This is a genomic window from Mucilaginibacter sp. CAU 1740 (assembly GCF_039839285.1).
Classification (GTDB): Bacteria; Bacteroidota; Bacteroidia; order Sphingobacteriales; family Sphingobacteriaceae; genus Mucilaginibacter.
On the sequence record NZ_JBDOQS010000008.1, the window covers coordinates 322,369 to 340,150 of the forward strand.

Below are 17,782 nucleotides of genomic sequence, written 5' to 3' on the forward strand. Positions count from 1 at the left end.
GCGATGAAGATGACGACTAAATATAGTTTTTGGGGATGCCTGTTAATTGGGGTGTTACTCTATACTTGTAAAAAGCCCTATAATCCGGGGATAATCAATTCGCCTAATAGTTATTTTGTGGTTGAAGGGGTGATCAACAATGGAAGCGATTCAACAATAGTTAAACTAAGTAAAACGGTAAACATATCAAGCAGTACAAAAACAAGCGGGGTTGATAATTGCACAGTTCAGGTTGAGGGAGAAGGAGGTTCAAGCTACCAACTTAATTCGCAGGGAAATGGATATTACGCGCTGTCGCAGCTTAACCTTGATGTTTCAAAAAAATATCGGTTGCATATCATCACCGGCGATAATAAAGAATATGCTTCTGATTATGTTGAAGTAAAGAAAACTCCGCCTATTGATAGTGTTGGGTTCCAGGTAAAGGATAACATGCTACAGCTATACGCCAATACGCATGATGCAGCTAATGCAACCCGTTATTATCGTTGGGCTTACGATGAAACATGGCGTTTTCATGCAAAGTATCAGTCATCATTCGTGGTGGATAAAGAATCACAAACAGTTGTTTCCCGACCCGGCAGCGAAGCAAATTATTATTGTTTTGCAGGCGATAAGTCGAGCACAATAGTTATTGGCTCATCGGCCAAATTAAGTCAGGATGTGATTTTTCAGCAGCCGATAACAACTATCGCATCTACATCTGAAAAAATTGAGATGCGATATAGTATATTATTGAAACAATACGCACTTACCAAAGAGGCTTATCAGTTTTGGGAAAATCTAAAGAAAAATACCGAACAGCTGGGGAGTATATTTGATGCGCAGCCCTCTCAATTAATTGGGAATATCCATAATTTAAAAGATGCTACCGAACCTGTTATAGGTTACATAAGCGTAACTAATGTGCAAACCAAGCGGGTTTTTATCGATAACGTAGATGTTCCGAATACCTGGCGAACTACCTATCCATACGATTGCGGCCCGCCCGACTCCGCTTTATATGTGAACCCCAAAACGGGATCAAATGATGTACAAAGCATGATCATAAATGGAGGTGCGATTCCGGTACAGGCAATTACATCGCAAATAAAAATAATTGGGTTTACGTACTCAAGCGTTGAATGTACTGATTGTACAATAAGGGGCCGCGTTGCCACTCCATCTTTTTGGATTGAGAGGTGATGAAGCAGTAGCAAAATGTAATGTTAAGGTTCATTGAGGCAATATTTATCCCATCTATTTGGGCAATAGAACATAAAAACAGGGCCGTAGGTTCCTTTAAAAATAAAAACAGCTTTTGGGCTATGAAGAAAATTAAACAGGTTGCTGAAATTATAGCTTTTTCATTTTCGGTGTTATTGTTTTTGCCGGCAAATTGTTTTGCCCAAACAATAAATCAAATTACAAAAAGCCTTGATCAATACAGTCAAGCTACCGTTCAGGAAAAGGTATTTATACATACCGACAAAAGCGTTTACATGCCTGGCGAGGTTTTGTGGTTTAAAGCCTATGTTGTTAACGCTGACGATCATAAGCCGCTTGATTTAAGCAGGGTAGCTTATGTAGATGTGCTTGATGCCAAACAAAATGCTGTAATGCAAGCAAAAATAGCGGTAACAAAAGGGTTGGGCAGCGGCTCGTTATATATTCCTGTATCGTTAACCAATGGCAATTATAAGCTGCGCGCTTATACCAATTGGATGAAAAATTTTAGCGCCGATTACTATTTTGAAAAAAATATAACCATTGTTAATCCGCTTAAATCGCCGGAAATCCCGACAAAGGCAGCACAGCCTGCTTACGATGTGCAATTTTTTCCGGAGGGAGGCAATCTTGTGGCTGGAATAGCCAGTAAAGTTGCTTTTAAGGTAAGCGCCGAAAATGGACCGGTAAATAACTTTAATGGAGCCATTGTTAATCAGCAAAATGATACAGTTGCCAGGTTTAAACCTTTAAAATTTGGCATTGGTAGTTTTACATTCACGCCTGTTGCCGGTGCAACCTATAAAACCATAATTAAAGTAGATAAAGGCGCGCCTGTAATTAAAAGCCTCCCGGATGTTAATAGTGGAGGCTATGTCATTACCCTGAATGATAATGGAAATCAGCAACTGGAAGTAGCAGTAAAGACTAAAGGTGTTGACACCCGCGAAGTTTATCTTTTTGTACATACCCGCGCGGCTGTTGCAATTGCCGAAACTGCAAGCCTTGTTGATGGAGCAACCCGTTTTACCATCGATAAAGCTAAATTGGGCGATGGTGTATCATACATTACCATTTTCAATGCGGCAAAACAACCTGTTTGCGAGCGTTTGTATTTTAAACGCCCTAAAAAACAGCTGATACTTGAGGCTACTGCCGATCAGCCACAATACTCTCAACGCAAAAAAGTGAATGTAGTAGTTTCGGCAAAAGATGCTGCCGGAAAACCGTTAGACGCTAATCTGTCAATGTCTGTTTATCGTGTTGACTCATTACAGCAGGTTGATGCAGGCGATATATTCAGCCACCTTTGGTTGAGATCGGATTTAAGAGGGAGCATTGACTCTGCGAGCTATTATGTAAATAATACTGGTGCCGAAGCTGATGCCGCGCTTGATAACCTGATGTTATCGCAAGGCTGGAGACGGTTTCAATGGAATAATGTATTAAGCGGAAAAGCGCCCGCGTTTACCTTTTTGCCCGAGCGTGATGGCCACCTTATAACAGGTAAGGTAACCAATATAACAACCGGTGCACCCGCTAAGGACGTGGTTGCATACTTGAGTGTACCCGGAAAAAGGGTGCAATTATATGCTGCCGAAAGCGATACGGCCGGTAAAATAACCTTTAACACCAAACAACTTTTTGGTCCCGGTGAAATTGTGGCGCAAACAAATACCGAGCGCGATTCTATATATCGTATTGATATTGCCAGCCCTTTTTCTGAGCAATATTCAGCATACGTAGAACCTAAGTTTCAACTGGTTACTGCTATGCGAAAAGCCGTTGAAGAGCATAGCCTTGCCGTACAGGTTCAAAATACTTACACCGGCACCAAGCTCAGAAACTTTTATGAACCGCGGGTTGATAGTTCCGGATTTTACGCTGCGCCTTATAAAACCTATCTTTTAGATAATTACACGCGCTTCACCACAATGGAAGAAGTGCTTAGGGAGTACGTAAAAGAAGTATGGGTTACCAGAACACAAAAAAGATACCATATAAAAGTGCTGAACGGTAACGGATTTTTGGATGGCGACCCGCTGGTTTTGCTGGATGATGTACCGGTATTTAATATAGATAAGGTTATCGCTATCGACCCATTAAAGGTGCGAAAGCTGGAAGATGTACCTTTCCGATATTATTGGGGGCCGTCGGTATATGAAGGCGTGCTTAGTTTCACTACTTATAAGGGCGATCTGGGCGGCGTTGAAATGGATCCGCGCGCGGTTGTGCTCGATTATGAAGGCTTGCAACTTCAGCGCGAATTTTACTCGCCGGTTTACGAAAACGATATGGCCGGAAAAAGCCGCCTGCCCGATTTCAGGACTACACTTTACTGGACACCGAATATTAATACCGGGGGGCAGCAAAAAGGACAGGCATCATTTTACACTTCGGATATGGCCGGTAAATACATCGGGATTGTGCAGGGGATAACCGGTTCGGGCGATGCAGGCAGCCAGTATTTTAATTTTGAAGTGCGATAAAAATATTTTTTTCGGGGTTTTAGCTAATGTGGTGGCTCATGTTTTATTTGATAACCAATACTTTAACATACTATTAAAAAATCAGCGCAAACCAGTATTTGATTTTTTTTAAAAACAATTTGCGTAGAATAAAATGGTTTGTATATTTGCACACCCAAACGGAGGAGTGGTAGTTCAGCTGGTTAGAATACATGCCTGTCACGCATGGGGTCGCGGGTTCGAGTCCCGTCCATTCCGCAAAAGAGATTAAACTCTTATCAGAAAGCGCTTAAATCAATGATTTAGGCGCTTTTTTTGTGTCGAAAAATTAAAATTTATTTTGATTAAAGTATTTGCAAAACCTCAAAAAGGTTTGTATGTTTGCACTCCCAAAACGGAGGAGTGGTAGTTCAGCTGGTTAGAATACATGCCTGTCACGCATGGGGTCGCGGGTTCGAGTCCCGTCCATTCCGCTAAATCAATATTAAAATTGAGCAAAACCCTTCAAATGATATCATTTGAAGGGTTTTTTGTTTTCGGGCCACACCAAATTATTCATCTGAAATCATGATTCTGGTGAGTAATGCGGTGAGTCAATCAAAGTAGCTCAACGACTCACCAATTCTTCTGCAACTGTTTGATATGCAAGTAGTTCGATATATGAACATCTTGCGCTCAAGTGATGAGAAAATTAATTTTGTTTCACTATTAATCCTCATTTCCATGAGAACAAACGTCAATCTGCTTTTCTATTTGAAAAAGCCAAAGAACTATCAATCAGGCCCAATGCCCGTTTATCTCCGATTTACTGTTGACGGTAAACGATCAGAAGCCACTACCGGGAGGACCTGTGAGCCGTCCCGCTGGAATAATAAAGCCGGAAGACTTACAGGAACGAAAGAAGATGTCCGCGCCTTGAACAATTATCTCGATGGATTACAATCCAAGGCCTTCGATTGCCACCGGGTCATGACCCTGCACGATGAATTAATCACTGCTGAAACTTTGAGGGACAAGTATATCGGAAAGGTCGATAAGGTAAGAACAATTACAGCAGTATTCGCAGATCATAATCAAAAGATGCAAAACCTGATAGGGCAGGAATTTGAAAAAAGCACTTTGCAGCGCTATTCAACTTGCCTTATGCATATCAAAGATTTTATGCAATGGCAATTCAACGTATCGGACCTGCCTGTTACGAAAATCAGCTTTTCCTTTTTAAATGATTTTGAATACTATCTGAGAAGTATTCGCAAATGCGGTAATAACTCTGCGATCAAATACATCAAAAATTTTGGAAAGATCGTGAGAATATGCCTTGGTAATGGATGGTTGACCGTCGATCCTTATCTCAACTATAAACCGAAGACTTCTAAGGTTAACCGAGTAGCGCTAACAAAAGACGAGCTGAAAGCCCTCTCGGAAAAGGAAATGCCAATGGAGCGGCTGAAACTGGTTAAGGATATTTTCCTGTTTAGTTGTTATACAGGCCTTGCTTATGTAGATGTAAGTAAGCTTAAACGTTCTGAAGTGTTAAGAGGAATTGACGGCGAAAGTTGGATTTACACAAACCGCAAAAAAACCGATACCCTCTCCCGGATTCCCTTGCTTCCTTCCGCACTCGAAATTATGGAAAGATACCACGAAAATCCGCAATGTCAATACGACGACAGAGTATTGCCGGTATTAAGCAATCAGAAGATGAACGCCTATCTCAAGGAAATAGCTGATCTGTCCGGTATAAGTAAAGTACTCACTTTCCATATCGCCAGGCACACCTTTGCTACTACCATAACGCTAAATAATGGGGTGCCAATAGAAAGTGTTGCAAAAATGATGGGGCATACCAGTATCAAAACCACGCAGATCTATGCTAAGGTAATGGATCATAAGATAAGTGAAGACATGAGCCTGCTGAAGCAAAAGTTAGCTGCAAGTTGATCTGTATAGAACACGGGATAGTCTCCTGTCCCGTGTTGCTTAAATCATAATTAGGTTCAGATAATTTAAAGATTGTTACAACCATTACACGGCTCCAACTTTGATTAAGATAAATTATTTTAAGTGATTTTGTATGAGAACATTGCCACAGATCATGCGCAGCACAGTAAAAGATGTACGTTCCAAATCGATGTTTGAATTATCGGCACAGGAAGTGGCCGACAGGCTTCGTCCGACTGCTGATGCCGTTATGCGCGAAACATTCAACAGGAACGGTTATCTCACCTATTTCGATAATGCTGTCTGTCCCGGTACCAGTTACATGGTGCATGAGTACTGCGATAGAAAAGTACTGGTACGGATAGATGACCAAGGTAAAGCATATCTGTTCAAATCCTTTAATTATTAACTTAAATCACCAGTAACTAATGATCTTAGCGGCGCTGAAGGGTGCCGGTAAATCTACTTACACAATCTTTCTTAAGACACCGGAAAAAACGAAACAGTAACAGCAAGGCGACGCTAAGGCAACTGAGCGAACGGAAGATACCACGGTGCTTCACAATCGAATTTTTCCCACCCAAAGGCGGATGATGCGCCAAATTCGGTGGGCAGAGCTTGATACAAACCTAGGCAAATGCGGGTTGGCAAACCGTCTGTTCTTGCTTTTGTAGGAGGCGATTACATCTAAAATTTATGATGACCGTATATTGCACTAATAAAAATTCCTTTATAACGCCGCGATATATCGCTCTAGCTCCATTGCTTTGCTGTGAATTACCGCCGGTGCAACTACTTCATCATTAGTACCGCTAAGAAGTTCGCGGGCATCTATCTCTAATATCAATGCAATAGCAAATAACCGTACAACGGTTAAGGTGCTGTATCCAAGTTCAAGTTTGCTATACGCATTTTGGCTGATTGATAACTTTGCTGCTAAATAGTCCTGGGTGTATCCTTTAGTTTCCCGGGCAACGCGAATCTTCTCGACAATTGATTTTACTTTTTTCTGTACTAATTCCATATTTTAATTCCACATATTATCCATCAAATCTGCAGTGTGTAGCCACAACTAAAAGGGGTAGCAAATGTTTGCTATAAAGAAGAAATTTTCTTGTAGCGACCGCACTTTCATTTGTTAAGCACTTAAACCTGTAAAATAAATCATCAAAAGGAAATCCCTCTGGATACTATGAGACATATTAAGACCCAATTCGACTGTTTCGATTTTGAAGCAGAGTTGATATATAGAATGAAATGTTTTAGCTTTAAAAGATGGATTATTTACAAGCAGTCGATAAAATAAAAACTGATTACGCCTATTTACTAAATCAAAAAATACCCAATAGTAAAACTAACGAAATAGATAGTTTTGATGTAATTACTATTACTCCCATAAAAGGTGGTCATGGAGACTACAATTGGCTTGACTACTCTGATTTAGCATATCGAGCGTTTTTGACTAACAAAGAGTGCTTAATACTATTTGTTCTTAATTACAAAAGTAAAAAACACGCAGGCGGTATGTTTTTGGCAATTCAAGAAAGCGGGCTAAATGACTATAACTTACCGGCTAAACCGACTCTGAAATAAACTGTAGAAGGATGTGTAAGTGTAAGCAGATGTGTTGATGGACCTCGATTTTTCAATATCAAAAACTTATCTGCTTTTGATACACATTTGAACAAGTAACAACGGTATGACCTCGCGCCATACCGTTGTCAAATAAAACCTTATTAATTTTGCGGACATAAGCCTGACCAATGAATTTAGACCCAAATATACGGCAGTTTGCTTGAACGTTCTTCTGTTGAGGTTGAAACTTTTAACACCTCCTTTGCGTACGAAGGAAATCACTCAATATATTGTTAGTCTGCCGATAGCTATGAAAATTATTGCCGCGACATTTAAGAGACCTTCCAATGCCTTTATCGCGGAAATTCAGCAGTATTGCAAAGCACTCATAAATGCAAGCGACGTATACCGCCTCTATACGCTGTTTGACCTTCAAAAGCTCATTGATGCAAAAGCGGCCTCAATGAGCAAGGAACGCCGGTGTTCAACAATCGAATTTCTTGAATGTGAAGTGCATTCGTACATCACGTTTGAGGTGTTTAACCTCATTTATGACAATGATACTGTTGTTATATCAATTACCACGCGCAAATCCCCCTTTGAAACCGCATTTAACGATTATGATATGTTACGGCATGTCCTTCTGCCGCTTAGGTAAGGCTATAGGTCTTCGATAGTTGGTTGCTCTGAGAACATTTCTTTCCCTTGTAGTAGCAATGTGGCCTCTACCTCAAGTATATTGGCAATTTGCAACAATCTCTCAAGAGAAAGCAATGTGGATGTAAGCTCTATCTTGCTATAGGCATTCTGGCTAATCGAAAGTTTCGCTGCCATGTATTCCTGACTATACTGTTTTTGTTCCCGTATGTTACGGATCGTGTTTATGACACCCTTAACTTTTTTATCAACTTCTGCTTCCATGCAATTCCTTGTCCTTGCCGATCCTTTTAATCCGCAACGGGTGTTGCGGAACGCAAAACTGTGTTGAAGCCTTATGCAATACTAATACCATCAATAATATAGTATAAAGGAATCCAAATTAGCTACTATAAAGCGAGCATATTACCCATGTTGTGTAAAAAATACCCGCTAATCATCGATGACAAGCGCAATAAATAATTTCTAAGAGAATGATTTGAAAAATAATTAAACCGTATCTTGTAGGCATACTATCCCCCTGATTATGAGAGTACAAGGAACGTTCGAAAACGAGCGGTTTGAGTTTCATGTTGAACTATATTCCGACCACCATCACAGAATAACCTTCCTGGTGCTCCTCAAAGGAGCAAAGTACATGCTGGTTCAAAAAAACATTGATATACAACCGTGGCTCCAAATTTCAGGAAGCTTTATTATGCCAGAGTTTCGGGAAGCGGTATTTGCAGCGATGAGTGTGGCCGATCAATCACATTGGCAAAAGGAAGTAAAGCCGCTTCGTGACCTTGATACGCGATATTTGAGATAGAAAATGGATGTTTACTGCTATCGCAAAACTATTGTTTCACTGGCTGCCTGCGCTTAAACGAGAATTTAACACCGTGTTTCCAATGCTTTTCTAAAATCACTATGCTGAGTATATTCATTGCCTGAATGAGCATACTAAATTTTCGGTTGTCCATGGTTTAAAGGTTTATATATTTTTTACGGCAACCCCCATCAAAAGGTTTTATTTACTATGTAATAACCAGCTCATTGCTAACTATATATACATCCAATTCTTTATAGTCAAAAATAATTCTGCAACTGTTTTGATATTGTTTCGTATAATGACCATGAACGCAATCACCCCTAAAGAAAAAGTTCACCTGCTGCTTGGCAACATCCGTTCAGTTCGGCAGCTAAAAAATTACACACAGGAATATCTTGCAGTTAAAATTGGAATTTCTCCAAAAACATACAGGAAACTTGAACATGGCGCTATCACATTAACCCTCCCATACTTTTTGCAAATCGCTGAAATTTTAGATCTTGAACCGATGCAGCTGATCGAAGGACATGGCATTGATTCCATATCGTTATTCCATTGATGGCTGCCCTTATCAAAACTGCCATGAAAGTCCTTGCTATTACCTTTAATACCCCGGCCAATCGTTTTATTGCAACGTTGCAAGACCAGTGTCGAATACTGTTACTGCATATCGCAAAAAATAATATAACTACTGTTCATGAATTGAAACAGGTAGTGGTCATGGAAACGGCAGAATTATGCGCACAATACCCAAGTGCCCAGTTTGAGCATATTAGGTTCGAAGTGTCGTCCTATCTTACGTACGAGACGTTCACCATCTTTTGTGATGGAAAGGGGGTCGTAACATTAACTGCAAGAAAAAGTACGTTTGAGTATGCGTTCAAGGATTATGACAAAGGATTATTTAATTAAGCAAAGCATTCGACTTTCAACCATCTATACATTGCCACAATTGTAATAAGCCGGGCCTCTCGCCTGGCTTTTACTTATACACTTTAATTCTACCATTACAAATAATGTTGATAGCATAACGAAAATCTGTTGCTGCGGTTTTTTCGTTCATTACCATTCCTGCAACATCCGTGAAGCTGCCGCATGGTGCTGATCGAGCCAGCGCTGTAATGTGAGGTCGATACACCGCCACCCCAGTTCATCGTTTTTGACAAACACAAAATGATGGGTATCATCATCCGTTTCTATGTGGCGGTGGCTGAACGTTCCCCGGTCACGACCAACAGAAATAATGAGCATATCGTTATCGCTTTCATGTATTGAAGGAAGCGATGTCCGAGCTTCCAAAAATGCTTGTTGTATTGGTGTAAGCATGAGAAATGTAAGTATCTGTTACGTATTGTCATATATACAAATCAGCCCAAATTCGGTTTGCATATTTTATGCTTTGGAAGGAATATAAAAGCCAGGCCTCGCGCCCACCTTCTACGCCATTTTACTAATATCTATTATTTAAGGAACACTATTACAAGATACTTGTTTTATAAACTACTGATTTGTAGCGCATTTTATACCAACGCAATAGTGAAAAGATCGCGCTGGCTCGCGTTACTTTCACTTTGCTTCGCAATAAATAAAGTCATCCTCCTTATCCCAGGCAAAGACATTCGTATCTATGAAAACTATTCCCAAAAACTCTATTCGACAATTCTGCTAAACAAATAATAAAGCGTGTCCGTATCACTCGATAAACGATAAATTGTAGTTATGGTGCCCGATCCTTGTCTTGAATCATTGAAGGTGTTAGTCTTGGTGCATGGCAACACCCTCCTTACTACACCCGACGAAGCCAGTCAATTGGCCTTGCTTATTGATCGCCGTACCCAGCATCTGGTGGCGGAGATAACCCTATTACGGTTTTTTGGATTCGTTAGTGCTAAATTCCCGCCCTCTTCCTATACCAAGGATGTATTAGCACAATTTTGCGGCTATAGAGATTATGTCATGTTCTGTGAAGAACAGACAGCTTAAAAAAGGAAGCATGCCAATACCTGCACGGAGGCAAAATATGGCACTAAAAGCGGGGGTACTAATTGTTACGGTTATGGGTCGAAAATCGAGACGATATTCCGGGGGTAGCACCATTGGTGCTACCAGCTATAAAAATACGCTTTTAATCAACAGATAATAATTATTTTATTTTTTCTTTAGCGTTAACCACAGGTGAAATAACACACGGTAAAAAGAGTCAAGATTCCTGCCGGGCTCAGGGGCTACTGTTGTGCCTTTTCTCATTTTTTCTCATTCTTTAGTAAACATTTTAAACAGAGCGGTGTCCTATCCATGAACATGAGCAAACGAGCGAATACCATTACTGAATTTCAAACAAGAAAAGATGATTTTACTAGAAGGCTTGCACTTTTTGATAAATCCCACGAAACCTTGTTAAAAGATAATGAGTGCTGCACATTGAATGAGTGCTTCGAGATAGTCTTTGCACATAACAGCGTTGGTCTTCCGTGCTTCCGCTTGCGCACCTCTCATCTCAAAACTGTTCCCTGTAATATCAATACTATTGCCCAAACACTATTTAAAGAGTGCATGGGATATTATGCGCTATGAACAGCCAGTATTGCTATCGAAGTGACCAAAAAAACAAGAAAAGTAATTTTTGCATTGATTGAAAACTGAACGTTATCTTTGAATAGCCGATTTTATTGCTACTTGTGGGAGGAAGACATTTAATATTGTCAACCTATGACTACCATCGTCGAACTTACCCCCCGTCCGAAGAAAACGTGCCCTTGCGGCAAAGAAACCAATCCCGATATCGAGCGTATCCGCCGAACGCTCTTTATGAAAATGGTGTTATTCTGGCTCCCGATAAAGCGGTACAAGTGCTATACCTGCATGCAAAAGCGCTGGACACTAAAGTAGGGGATACTAGCGCGGAATCCTGTTTTTGAAAGCCAGTCTTCATCGAATTAGATTCAAATGAGTGATCCATTAATCCCGCTATCCCTCATTTACTTACTCTTGTTCTGGTTCAAGATATAGTTAGCAATTAGATTGTTAGTAAATGACCTCGAAAGTATACCTGCAAAAAGCTGCTTATCGTCTTTTGTTGCTGGAGCCATAATAGAATAGGAGTTTAATCATTCCTTTCTATATTTTGGCTTTGATATGTATAATATTCTTATGAAATGTCGTTAAATTGAAAAATATTTTTATTAATTATATACACCTTTTAATAAAGGTTATCTCAGTGGTATTTTATCAGCATTAAGGGCAAGTATATATACTGAAAATGGTTCATTCCTCAGCTATGATGCAGCAGGAGAACATGCAACTCACTTTACGAAAGTCTTTTGGATTACAATACCAACGGATAACGTTAAGTGCATGTTCCGGATCATGTGCCTGCAAGTACTTTTAGCTGGTTGATTGAAGACTCATTGCCCCATAAGAAAACGCTGTCATTGTTATAAGAATATCCGAATTTCCAGGCATTCTGAGTGATCAGGGCGCGTAAACGGGAGTCATACCGATCTCGTTTGATTTGAATTCTTTTTTGTAATTCCATGGCGATGTTTTCGGGACTTTAGCAAAATCTGTGCCGCGGCGATCCATTACCCGGAGAGTACATTGCATTATCCGTCGATATAAAGGAGAAGAGATGTTTTAGTCAGCCTGTGAAAGTAACTAAGAGCCTGGAGGAACTGACACCCAGGTGCAAACGGGTTACACGCCAAACTTCCACCAAAAACCAAAAATCCTATGACAACAAACAGAGCGTCAACAGGCCTTGGTGATTGCATGGGCCATGATCGCCGTTGCTTGGGAACTGGCCGTCTATGACTGAAAACCGTTTCGCAGAAACGCCTGAGCAAATGCTTGGTACGGCGATCCTTTGCTGGCTGGTTTATACCTTCTCCTGCAAGCCGCAGGGCGATGATGATTGGGCGTTTTCTGGCTTGATTAGTATCAATCATTTTCCAGGCCGCGCCCGGTTTTTTGCTGTAATTCCTCAATACGTTTAGATGCTTCGGCCTTGGTTAGGTTTTCATCGAATGTTTCCCCGGCTTCGGTGCTTAAGGTTTTTAGATAGGACTCCTGGGCACCAGTCATCTTTTCATCCCCGGTAGTCCAGTCATCCGGGTCTTTGATGGTATTGGATCCTTTATCCGTATGATTGCTGAGGTTTTCGTCTCCGCGAAAAAGTTTTTCCTCATGATCGTTGCTTGGTGTCATGTGTCTGCTAATTTATTTAGTAACAACTAACTGCTGCTTGGGTTTTAAAAATATGCGTCGGATGAAGGGAGCGGAAACATTGAGTGTATTCACCTATTATCCTCTTAAGAAAACCATTTGAAAAAGAAGGTAACACAGGACTGATCCTAGGGATCAGCGTCGGGTGGCGGCAGCATTGCCTTAGGCTGGCTGCTCCTGACGGATGATGGCGCGAAATATCGCCACCAGCTCAAGCGTAAGTTCAGTTATACCGGCCTTGCCTACGTAGATGTGCGTAAGCTTAAACGTTCTGAAGTGTTAAGGGTAATTGATGGTGAAAGCTGGAATTATACAAACCGCAAAAAAACCGATACGCTATCCCGGATTCCCTTGCTTCCTTCCGCACTCGAAATCATGGAACGATACCAGGAAAACCCGCAATGCCAACGCGATGACAGGGTATTGCCGGTATTAAGCAATCAAAAGATGAACGCCTATCTTAAGGAAATCGCTGATTTGTCCGGAATAAGTAGAATGCTTACGTTCCATATTGCAAGTCACACGTTTGCTACAACGGTCACACTGAATAACGGCGTACCAATATAAAGCGTTGCGAAAATGATGGGCCATACCAGTATTAAAACAACACAGATCTATACTAAGATAATGGATCATAAATTCAGTGAAGATATGAGCCTGCTAAAGCAGAAGTTAGCTGCAAGTTGATTTGTGATCTAACACGGGATAGGTTGCTATCCCGTGTTTCAGGGCGCAAAATAATCTCGATACTAATCGCGTTGTTAGGAACCTGTATCAATTTAAATTAAAGTTGTTTCAATGTATTCCCTGAAAGTTTTAGTTTTTCTACCCAATAACCGCTCTAAATCCCCCGATTGATATTCAAATTCACCTTCTTTAATTGCAATTACCCAGTTCTTCAGAAACTCGGCAACTTTGTGAGGAGTTCCTTTGGCAACCAGGTTGTCAATATATTCTTGTGCTGTAATTGTAGAAAAAGGTACCGGCTTTCCTTTTATATCTGCAAGGATTTGGGCGATACCTGCAAATGAAATAGCTTCGCTGCCACCCAGTGAATAGGTTTTCTTTTCATGCCCAGGGGTAGCAAGTATTTCAGCATGGGCTTCAGCCAGTTCATCACTCATCGCAGGTGCCATCTTTGCGTTACCCGCGGGAACTTTTATACCATGTTCATATGGATTTGTACCATAGTAAACAGTTAGTACATCTGTAAAAGGCGGCTGGTAGACAATGGTATAATCAAGCCCTGATGACTTTAATACCTGTTCCGTAAATAAGTCCGACTCCGTGATTTCAGGCATTATTCTTTCGGATCCTTTTTTGCGCATAATTGACATGTAAACCAAATGCTTAACACCGGCCTGGCGGGCAGCGGTGATCACATTATAATGCTGGGTGGCCCGGTCTGTAAAAGCAACTGCACTGGTGAGCATTACCTTATCAACACCTTTAAAGGCCTTCAACAGGGAATTGTAATCGAAGTAATCACCAATGCGGATGTCAATACCTTTGACTGTTAAATCAGCAAGCCCGTCCTTTTTCGGCCTAATCCAACAAGTTGGCTTGCAGGAATTCTTTTTTTCAACAGATGTTCAACTGTGCTTTTCCCTATCAGGCCAGTTACTCCTGTTACTAATATCTTTGACATTGACTTAATATTGAGTTTTAAAAAAGGCAATTATTATTTTACCGGTGAATTTGTATGTAAAGGCTGCAGGTTGTGCAGCCTTTTATCTTCAGAATTCTTCGCCCCAAAAAGCATCTCGTAACGCGCGATAAGGATCGCGGATTTCATTAAATAGCAGAAATTTAGGATAGTTCTCCCATGGTACATAATGTTCGTCACCTCGCATAGCTAAAAAATTTGAGTGAATATTGCGTTAGTACCTAAAATTGATAATCCCAATTTGTATAACCTAATCAGCCATTTTCTATCTTACATTTTCGCCTTGCATATTTCGCCGTTTATTATTTCTATTTTAGATAAAGCAGCATTTTATTATTTTCTTTAATTTTGAGAACACTCTACATACTAACTTATGAATACTACCGACACTCCACAGAATATCCACCAAGGCCGCAACGTTAAACGTTTTCGTGAAATGCTCGGATTGAAACAGGAAGCATTGGCTATTGAATTGGGTGATGATTGGAGTCAAAAAAGAATATCACTTTTGGAATCGAAAGACATTATCGAACCGGAATTACTATCGAAGATCGCTAACGTTTTAAAAGTACCCGAAGAAGCCATCAAAAACTTCGACGAGCAGGCTGGTGTGTCATACTTCAACACATTTAATGACAACAGTATAAATCAAGGCGCGGTTTATGCTTTCAATAGCACGTTTAACCCAATTGAAAAAATAGTGGCGCTTTATGATGAAAAAGTGGCATTACTTGAACGCTTGTTAGAAAGCGAAAAAGAAAAGGTAGAAATTTTAAAGAACAAAGGTTAATGGAAGATCATGCTGATGAAAGCAATTACCAGAACAGGCTATTTGCATTTATCAACGATAACGAACTTGCCGCTATAGGTCAAAGGTTTCAGCCTTATTTTGAGCTTCACAAAATTGAACACATATTTGATCTGTTTGACGTTGTTCAATCCGCTACCAATGATATTACTATAGGTAAACTCATTTGGAAAACAAAATGGGATTTACCGATTGAACTTAAGAAAGCTGTTATCAACGTTAACAGCAGTTATTTCCAGAATTAGATTTCCCCCTACATCTTAGCCGACTGGCCCAATAATCACAAACACACCCAGTCATATCACCGCTTAAACAACCGGAGCTGTTAGCAGGAAAACTGTCAAGGGTCCCGATCCTATCATCGGGATTTATATACCCTTGACGGTTTTCCTGCGTAGCTACCTTTGTGACTGCGGTGCTGTGACTAACCGATAATCCGCGGGCGGGAAAGGCAGGTGTGTATGAGGAACGACACACTCCTGCACGCGCGGTGGCGAGGCTGGCGGCGAAATGGAACCCGAAGCGCGCGGTGTAACGGAGTCGCCTGCCGCAACCGCATAGCCGGATTTGTTGGTTTGCTTTTTTTAATATTTTCTTTACTGCTTCTGTTTTTTGGCTTTTTTTCATCCCGCCCGGCGCTATATACACAAGGTGGCCCAAATTTGTTATTTATTATTAACGTAAATAATAGCTAAATCTTCGCAAGTTATATGATTAATAGTATTTTCGTTTAAGGAAAACAATGGCGACTTATAAAAATTTAACGGACCTGCAATTGATCGATCTGCTGAAAAAAGATGACGAAAGTGCATTTGAGGAGATTTACATACGTTATGCGGAAACACTGACAGATTTTACCTCATCGAAACTTTTCAACTTTGATGACGCGAAAGATATTATTCATGATTTGTTTGTTAGACTCTGGTCTGAGCGGAAAAACCTTCAAGTGGACAGTCACCTCAAGGCTTATTTGTTTAAAATAACCAGACATCGTATTGTCGATACAATCAGAAAAAATATAACCCGGGAAGAATATGCTGCGATGCTGCAAAGGCTTGAAAATTATACGGATACACCGGTAGAACAAAAAATCGCAGCTGAAGAATTGAAGGAAAGAATCCAGTATTCTCTGAAGGAATTGTCGCCCAGAGTAAGAGAGGTATATATGATGAGCCGTGAAGATAATCTCACTATACCTGAAATTGCAGAACGTCTGGGAGTTTCTGAGCAAACGGTTAAAAACCAACTTTCTTCAGCGTTAAAACATTTGCGTCAATCGCTCGCTGCGGCTTCGTCAATCGCCCTTGTATTTTGGTCGCTTCAATAAAGACTAAAAATATTTTATTTTTATATAGTACTAATAAGCTGTCCAAACGACTACTGGCAAATCACAGGTGAAAAATGAGTCGTGGACAAGCAAATAAATTGTTAGATCGCTATCTTAACGGAACTTCCACTAAAGAGGAAAATGCGCAAATAGAAAATTGGCTTGATAAAAGCAATGACTTTCATTCAGAATGGTCGCGACTAAATTCTGTCTCAAAAGCCGAATGGCTTTCGAGCGTATTTCGCGATATCAATAATACAGTTCATACACCTGATGTCGTACACCTAAAAAGGTCGTGGTCTCGGTTTGGGACAGCAGTGGCGGCGGCTATTCTGGTAATCGCGAGTTTTACCTATTTATTCTGGCCTTTACTCCAGTCCAGACGCCATCCGGTGGAATTGACTACAATTTACTCACCTAACGGGACAAAAAAACAAATAATCCTTGCTGATGGAAGCCGAGTATGGATGAACGCCGGTTCCGCATTAAGGTATGCAAAGATATTTAACGGAAAAGTAAGGGAAGTTTATCTTTTAGGAGAAGCATATTTTAATATTATACACGACAAGTCCAGGCCGTTTATCATTCATACGGGGAATGTTGTAACAACTGTGCTGGGTACTTCATTCAATGTCAAGGAAGATAAACGTAATCACATTGTCGAGGTGACCGTACATAGCGGCAAAGTAAGTGTGGCAAACGGAAATAAGTTACTAGGCGTACTTACACCTAACCAGCAGATCAAATTTAATACCTTAAAAAATGAGCTTGTTAGATTAAATGTGGATATCGGTAACGTAGTCGCCTGGCAACAAAATTCCTTCAACTTTGATGATATAAGTTTTGCAGATGCAGCGCTGAAGTTACAAAAGCATTTTAATGTGAAGATCGGTTTTCGGAATGAGCAATTGAAAAATTGCCGTTTTTCCGGAACATCAATTAAGGGCGACAGATTGGATGAAATTTTAAAAGTGATCTGTGCATTTAATCATGCAACTTTTGAAACCAAGCCGGATGGCAGTATTATAATAGAGGGTTCCGGATGTAACTAACAACAGCAATAATGAAAAAGCGCTAACGATCTATACCATGTTTTATCTTC

Annotated in this window: 21 protein-coding genes and 2 tRNA genes; 17 read left to right on the forward strand and 6 right to left on the reverse strand. The window is 40.5% G+C overall.

The window, feature by feature from the left end; all coding sequences use genetic code 11:
* Window positions 1-3 precede the first annotated feature (3 nt).
* The 6 genes from AAFN85_RS18900 (at window position 4) to AAFN85_RS18925 (ending at window position 6,024) form a co-directional block, all read left to right on the forward strand.
* The gene (locus tag AAFN85_RS18900) at window positions 4-1,185 is read left to right on the forward strand and encodes a DUF4249 domain-containing protein (protein WP_347529171.1); all 1,182 of its coding nucleotides are present in this window, start codon (window positions 4-6) and stop codon (window positions 1,183-1,185) included.
* Between the two features lie 122 nt (window positions 1,186-1,307).
* Complete coding sequence (locus AAFN85_RS18905; RefSeq protein ID WP_347529172.1) at window positions 1,308-3,695, forward strand: hypothetical protein; 2,388 nt, start codon at window positions 1,308-1,310, stop codon at window positions 3,693-3,695.
* A gap of 163 nt (window positions 3,696-3,858) precedes the next feature.
* Window positions 3,859-3,932 (forward strand) — tRNA-Asp (locus AAFN85_RS18910).
* 141 nt (window positions 3,933-4,073) lie between these two features.
* Window positions 4,074-4,147 (forward strand) — tRNA-Asp (locus tag AAFN85_RS18915).
* Window positions 4,148-4,397: 250 nt separating this feature from the next.
* Window positions 4,398-5,615, forward strand: a complete 1,218-nt coding sequence (locus AAFN85_RS18920) for a site-specific integrase (protein ID WP_347529173.1) — start codon at window positions 4,398-4,400, stop codon at window positions 5,613-5,615.
* Window positions 5,616-5,748: 133 nt separating this feature from the next.
* Window positions 5,749-6,024 carry a hypothetical protein gene (locus tag AAFN85_RS18925; protein WP_347529174.1) on the forward strand — a complete coding sequence of 92 codons (276 nt, stop codon included), beginning with the start codon at window positions 5,749-5,751 and terminating at the stop codon, window positions 6,022-6,024.
* A gap of 321 nt (window positions 6,025-6,345) precedes the next feature.
* Here AAFN85_RS18925 and AAFN85_RS18930 read toward each other — a convergent pair whose 3' ends face one another.
* Entirely contained in the window at window positions 6,346-6,639 is a 294-nt protein-coding gene (locus tag AAFN85_RS18930; protein ID WP_347529175.1) for a helix-turn-helix transcriptional regulator, read from the reverse strand.
* A 251-nt stretch (window positions 6,640-6,890) separates the two neighbouring features.
* Here AAFN85_RS18930 and AAFN85_RS18935 point away from each other — a divergent pair, with 251 nt between their 5' ends.
* On the forward strand, window positions 6,891-7,208 hold the full coding sequence (locus AAFN85_RS18935) for a hypothetical protein (RefSeq protein ID WP_347529176.1): 318 nt from the start codon (window positions 6,891-6,893) through the stop codon (window positions 7,206-7,208).
* A 292-nt stretch (window positions 7,209-7,500) separates the two neighbouring features.
* Complete coding sequence (locus tag AAFN85_RS18940) at window positions 7,501-7,848, forward strand: hypothetical protein (protein WP_347529177.1); 348 nt, start codon at window positions 7,501-7,503, stop codon at window positions 7,846-7,848.
* 2 nt (window positions 7,849-7,850) lie between these two features.
* On the opposite strand, the gene AAFN85_RS18945 is transcribed toward AAFN85_RS18940, so the two are convergent.
* The gene (locus tag AAFN85_RS18945) at window positions 7,851-8,111 is read right to left on the reverse strand and encodes a helix-turn-helix transcriptional regulator (protein ID WP_347529178.1); all 261 of its coding nucleotides are present in this window, start codon (window positions 8,109-8,111) and stop codon (window positions 7,851-7,853) included.
* Window positions 8,112-8,373: 262 nt separating this feature from the next.
* Here AAFN85_RS18945 and AAFN85_RS18950 point away from each other — a divergent pair, with 262 nt between their 5' ends.
* Window positions 8,374-8,655 (forward strand): hypothetical protein, encoded by a 282-nt coding sequence (locus AAFN85_RS18950; protein WP_347529179.1) that lies wholly within the window; start codon window positions 8,374-8,376, stop codon window positions 8,653-8,655.
* Window positions 8,656-8,683: 28 nt separating this feature from the next.
* On the opposite strand, the gene AAFN85_RS18955 is transcribed toward AAFN85_RS18950, so the two are convergent.
* Entirely contained in the window at window positions 8,684-8,809 is a 126-nt protein-coding gene (locus AAFN85_RS18955; protein WP_347529180.1) for a hypothetical protein, read from the reverse strand.
* Between the two features lie 153 nt (window positions 8,810-8,962).
* On the opposite strand from AAFN85_RS18955, the gene AAFN85_RS18960 reads away from it, so the two are divergent.
* Both AAFN85_RS18960 and AAFN85_RS18965 read left to right on the forward strand, forming a co-directional pair.
* On the forward strand, window positions 8,963-9,217 hold the full coding sequence (locus AAFN85_RS18960; RefSeq protein WP_347529181.1) for a helix-turn-helix transcriptional regulator: 255 nt from the start codon (window positions 8,963-8,965) through the stop codon (window positions 9,215-9,217).
* Entirely contained in the window at window positions 9,217-9,570 is a 354-nt protein-coding gene (locus tag AAFN85_RS18965; RefSeq protein WP_347529182.1) for a hypothetical protein, read from the forward strand. The genes AAFN85_RS18960 and AAFN85_RS18965 overlap by 1 nt, the downstream gene beginning before the upstream one ends.
* 150 nt (window positions 9,571-9,720) lie before the next feature.
* Here AAFN85_RS18965 and AAFN85_RS18970 read toward each other — a convergent pair whose 3' ends face one another.
* A complete protein-coding gene (locus AAFN85_RS18970) occupies window positions 9,721-9,957 on the reverse strand; it encodes a hypothetical protein (RefSeq protein WP_347529183.1) in 237 nt (78 codons plus the stop codon).
* A gap of 420 nt (window positions 9,958-10,377) precedes the next feature.
* On the opposite strand from AAFN85_RS18970, the gene AAFN85_RS18975 reads away from it, so the two are divergent.
* Complete coding sequence (locus AAFN85_RS18975) at window positions 10,378-10,641, forward strand: hypothetical protein (protein ID WP_347529184.1); 264 nt, start codon at window positions 10,378-10,380, stop codon at window positions 10,639-10,641.
* 1,953 nt (window positions 10,642-12,594) lie between these two features.
* On the opposite strand, the gene AAFN85_RS18980 is transcribed toward AAFN85_RS18975, so the two are convergent.
* Window positions 12,595-12,861, reverse strand: a complete 267-nt coding sequence (locus tag AAFN85_RS18980; protein WP_347529185.1) for a DUF3072 domain-containing protein — start codon at window positions 12,859-12,861, stop codon at window positions 12,595-12,597.
* A gap of 270 nt (window positions 12,862-13,131) precedes the next feature.
* Between AAFN85_RS18980 and AAFN85_RS18985 the strand changes: the two genes are divergently transcribed.
* On the forward strand, window positions 13,132-13,446 hold the full coding sequence (locus AAFN85_RS18985; RefSeq protein ID WP_347529186.1) for an integrase: 315 nt from the start codon (window positions 13,132-13,134) through the stop codon (window positions 13,444-13,446).
* 212 nt (window positions 13,447-13,658) lie between these two features.
* Here AAFN85_RS18985 and AAFN85_RS18990 read toward each other — a convergent pair whose 3' ends face one another.
* A complete protein-coding gene (locus tag AAFN85_RS18990) occupies window positions 13,659-14,429 on the reverse strand; it encodes an NAD(P)H-binding protein (protein ID WP_347529201.1) in 771 nt (256 codons plus the stop codon).
* Window positions 14,430-14,918: 489 nt separating this feature from the next.
* Between AAFN85_RS18990 and AAFN85_RS18995 the strand changes: the two genes are divergently transcribed.
* From AAFN85_RS18995 to AAFN85_RS19010, 4 genes are all read left to right on the forward strand, one after another.
* Window positions 14,919-15,335, forward strand: coding sequence for a helix-turn-helix transcriptional regulator (locus AAFN85_RS18995; RefSeq protein ID WP_347529187.1), 417 nt, complete (start codon window positions 14,919-14,921; stop codon window positions 15,333-15,335).
* Window positions 15,335-15,598, forward strand: coding sequence for a hypothetical protein (locus AAFN85_RS19000; RefSeq protein WP_347529188.1), 264 nt, complete (start codon window positions 15,335-15,337; stop codon window positions 15,596-15,598). The genes AAFN85_RS18995 and AAFN85_RS19000 overlap by 1 nt, the downstream gene beginning before the upstream one ends.
* A 497-nt stretch (window positions 15,599-16,095) precedes the next feature.
* Window positions 16,096-16,680: an RNA polymerase sigma-70 factor gene (locus tag AAFN85_RS19005; RefSeq protein ID WP_347529189.1), complete on the forward strand. Its 585-nt coding sequence runs from the start codon at window positions 16,096-16,098 to the stop codon at window positions 16,678-16,680.
* A 74-nt stretch (window positions 16,681-16,754) separates the two neighbouring features.
* Window positions 16,755-17,732, forward strand: a complete 978-nt coding sequence (locus tag AAFN85_RS19010) for a FecR domain-containing protein (protein WP_109609879.1) — start codon at window positions 16,755-16,757, stop codon at window positions 17,730-17,732.
* The last annotated feature ends 50 nt before the right edge of the window (window positions 17,733-17,782 follow it).

Bases quoted from the DNA above. Each gene is read 5' to 3' on its own strand.
- AAFN85_RS18900 (WP_347529171.1), top strand. From the start codon at position 4: ATGAAGATGACGACTAAATATAGTTTTTGGGGATGCCTGTTAATTGGG.
- AAFN85_RS18905 (WP_347529172.1), top strand. From the start codon at position 1,308: ATGAAGAAAATTAAACAGGTTGCTGAAATTATAGCTTTTTCATTTTCG.
- AAFN85_RS18920 (WP_347529173.1), top strand. From the start codon at position 4,398: ATGAGAACAAACGTCAATCTGCTTTTCTATTTGAAAAAGCCAAAGAAC.
- AAFN85_RS18925 (WP_347529174.1), top strand. From the start codon at position 5,749: ATGAGAACATTGCCACAGATCATGCGCAGCACAGTAAAAGATGTACGT.
- AAFN85_RS18930 (WP_347529175.1), bottom strand. From the start codon at position 6,639: ATGGAATTAGTACAGAAAAAAGTAAAATCAATTGTCGAGAAGATTCGC.
- AAFN85_RS18935 (WP_347529176.1), top strand. From the start codon at position 6,891: ATGGATTATTTACAAGCAGTCGATAAAATAAAAACTGATTACGCCTAT.
- AAFN85_RS18940 (WP_347529177.1), top strand. From the start codon at position 7,501: ATGAAAATTATTGCCGCGACATTTAAGAGACCTTCCAATGCCTTTATC.
- AAFN85_RS18945 (WP_347529178.1), bottom strand. From the start codon at position 8,111: ATGGAAGCAGAAGTTGATAAAAAAGTTAAGGGTGTCATAAACACGATC.
- AAFN85_RS18950 (WP_347529179.1), top strand. From the start codon at position 8,374: ATGAGAGTACAAGGAACGTTCGAAAACGAGCGGTTTGAGTTTCATGTT.
- AAFN85_RS18955 (WP_347529180.1), bottom strand. From the start codon at position 8,809: ATGGACAACCGAAAATTTAGTATGCTCATTCAGGCAATGAATATACTC.
- AAFN85_RS18960 (WP_347529181.1), top strand. From the start codon at position 8,963: ATGAACGCAATCACCCCTAAAGAAAAAGTTCACCTGCTGCTTGGCAAC.
- AAFN85_RS18965 (WP_347529182.1), top strand. From the start codon at position 9,217: ATGGCTGCCCTTATCAAAACTGCCATGAAAGTCCTTGCTATTACCTTT.
- AAFN85_RS18975 (WP_347529184.1), top strand. From the start codon at position 10,378: ATGGTGCCCGATCCTTGTCTTGAATCATTGAAGGTGTTAGTCTTGGTG.
- AAFN85_RS18980 (WP_347529185.1), bottom strand. From the start codon at position 12,861: ATGACACCAAGCAACGATCATGAGGAAAAACTTTTTCGCGGAGACGAA.
- AAFN85_RS18995 (WP_347529187.1), top strand. From the start codon at position 14,919: ATGAATACTACCGACACTCCACAGAATATCCACCAAGGCCGCAACGTT.
- AAFN85_RS19000 (WP_347529188.1), top strand. From the start codon at position 15,335: ATGGAAGATCATGCTGATGAAAGCAATTACCAGAACAGGCTATTTGCA.
- AAFN85_RS19005 (WP_347529189.1), top strand. From the start codon at position 16,096: ATGGCGACTTATAAAAATTTAACGGACCTGCAATTGATCGATCTGCTG.
- AAFN85_RS19010 (WP_109609879.1), top strand. From the start codon at position 16,755: ATGAGTCGTGGACAAGCAAATAAATTGTTAGATCGCTATCTTAACGGA.